Raw genomic sequence first — 2,053 nt, 5'->3', positions numbered from 1 at the left:
GTGTCGGAGCTCGCGCGGTGGGGTGTGTTCGTGTGGGACGCATCGGATGTGCACATCGCGGTGCCGTCGACGCGCTCGCGTCTGCGGAGGTCGCCCGGGGTACGCGTGCATTGGACCCAGTCCAGCGCAGACGGCTGGTCGAGCACCGACATCGTCGACGCGCTCGTCCTGGCAGTCACGTGTCAGCCGATGAGAGCGGCGATCGCAACGCTGGACTCCGCGCTGCATCGAGGTCTCATCGGCGAGAGTGACCTCGACGCGATCTTCGCCGCGCTGCCGCGACGGCTCCGGACGCTCCGGCGCCAGCTCGACCCGTCGGCGGAGTCCGGATCCGAGAGCCTCATGCGACTGATCCTGAAGCGGCACGGATGCCACGTGGAGAGTCAGGTCGACATTCTGGGAGTCGGCCGCGTCGACTTCGTCGTCGACGGCTGGCTCATCGTCGAGTGCGGCAACAAGGCCCACCACAACAAATGGACGGCCCAGGTCGAGGACCGTCGCCGCGACCAGGCGGCTGCCGCCCTCGGCTACGTGACGTACCGGCCGATCGCGGCCGACATCTTCTGGAACGCGGAGAGCGTGGTGGCCGCCGTGAGGGGCCTCCGAGTCAGGCGAGCGGTGCGCGGCTGACACGCGGGCGCGGGGTGCGTTCCGTGTCGCAGGACGTTCTCGCGATATCGGGCGTGTCTGCGGCGTAGCGCATCGGAGCGGGCGTTTCGTCCTGCGACACGAGCGTCCGGCGGACGGGAGGCGCGGCATCCCCCCGCGGTACTGTCGACGGATGCCGGACGCCTACACCCACGGACATCACGAGAGCGTTCTGCGATCGCACCGGTGGCGCACCGCCGAGAACTCGGCGGCGTACCTCCTGACGCACCTGGCACCCGGGATGTCGGTGCTCGACGTCGGCAGCGGACCGGGCACGATCACTGCCGACCTCGCTCGGCGCGTCGCGCCCGGCCGTGTCGTGGGGACGGACGCCTCGGCCGACGTCATCGCGCAGGCTGCTGGCGAGCACACCGCGGCGAACCTCGCGTTCGAGGTCGGCGACGCGTACCACCTGCCCTATGGCGCCGGCGAGTTCGACGTCGTGCATGCGCACCAGGTGCTGCAGCACGTGGAGCGTCCCGTCGACATGCTGCGGGAGCTCGGCCGGATCGCCGGCCCCGGCGGACTCGTGGCCGCCCGCGACGTCGACTATCCCGGCGTGATCTGGTACCCGCTCGTCCCCGCCCTGGACGAATGGCTCGCGCTGTATCTGGTGACGCACCGCAGCGTCGCGGGCGAGCCGGCGGCCGGCCGGCGGCTCAAGGCGTGGGCACACGAGGCGGGCCTGGCCGGGATCCGCGCGACCGCCTCGCTGTGGCTCTTCGAAGATGAAGCCGACCGCGCCTGGTGGGGCGGGATGTGGGCCGACCGTGTGCTGCAGTCCGCCTTCGCCGACGCTGCTCGGGCGACCGGCGCCGACGACGCACTGCTGCATCGCGTCTCGGACGGGTGGCGCGAATGGGCCGCCGCCGAGGACGGCTGGCTGCTGATGCCGCACGGCGAGATCCTCGCGCGTGGTACCGCGACGCCGTCATAGGCTGGCGTCGTGACCGAAACGCCTGCCCCCGCCGAGCTTCCGACCCGCAGCCGTCTCGTCCACGACTCGCTGCGCGCCGCGGGGATCGCGGGCGACATCGTCCTGCTGCCGGATGCCGCATCCACCGCGCCCCTCGCCGCCGCAGCCCTCGGAGTCGAGGTCGGCGCGATCGCCAACAGCCTGGTGTTCTGGAGCGACGACGAGCCGCTCCTCGTCATGACGAGCGGTGCGCATCGCGTCGACACCGCCGCGCTCGCCGAGCGCCTCGGGCGATCGGCCATCGCGCGTGCGACTCCCGAGCAGGTGCGCGAGGCGACCGGTCAGGCGATCGGCGGCGTCGCGCCGACCGGCCACCCGGCGCCGCTCACGACGATCGTCGACGAGGACCTCGCCCGGTATCCCGAGGTCTGGGCGGCGGGCGGCACGCCGCACGCCGTGTTCCCGCTGACCTTCGACGAGCTCGTCCGC

General features: G+C 72.2%; 3 protein-coding genes. All 3 read left to right on the top strand.

The window, feature by feature from the left end; all coding sequences use genetic code 11:
- Nucleotides 1–630 (top strand): endonuclease domain-containing protein (locus EIO58_RS16835; RefSeq protein ID WP_205789347.1); only part of this gene is annotated, 630 nt, incomplete at its 5' end.
- Nucleotides 631–781: 151 nt separating this feature from the next.
- Complete coding sequence (locus EIO58_RS16830; protein ID WP_127820434.1) at nt 782–1,585, top strand: methyltransferase domain-containing protein; 804 nt, start codon at nt 782–784, stop codon at nt 1,583–1,585.
- Nucleotides 1,586–1,594: 9 nt separating this feature from the next.
- A partial coding sequence (locus EIO58_RS16825; protein WP_164861817.1) for a YbaK/EbsC family protein occupies nt 1,595–2,053 on the top strand: 459 nt, incomplete at its 3' end.

This window comes from Microbacterium sp. CPCC 204701 (assembly GCF_004010105.1).
GTDB lineage: Bacteria > Actinomycetota > Actinomycetes > Actinomycetales > Microbacteriaceae > Microbacterium.
This window is presented reverse-complemented; position numbering and strand designations above follow the sequence as displayed.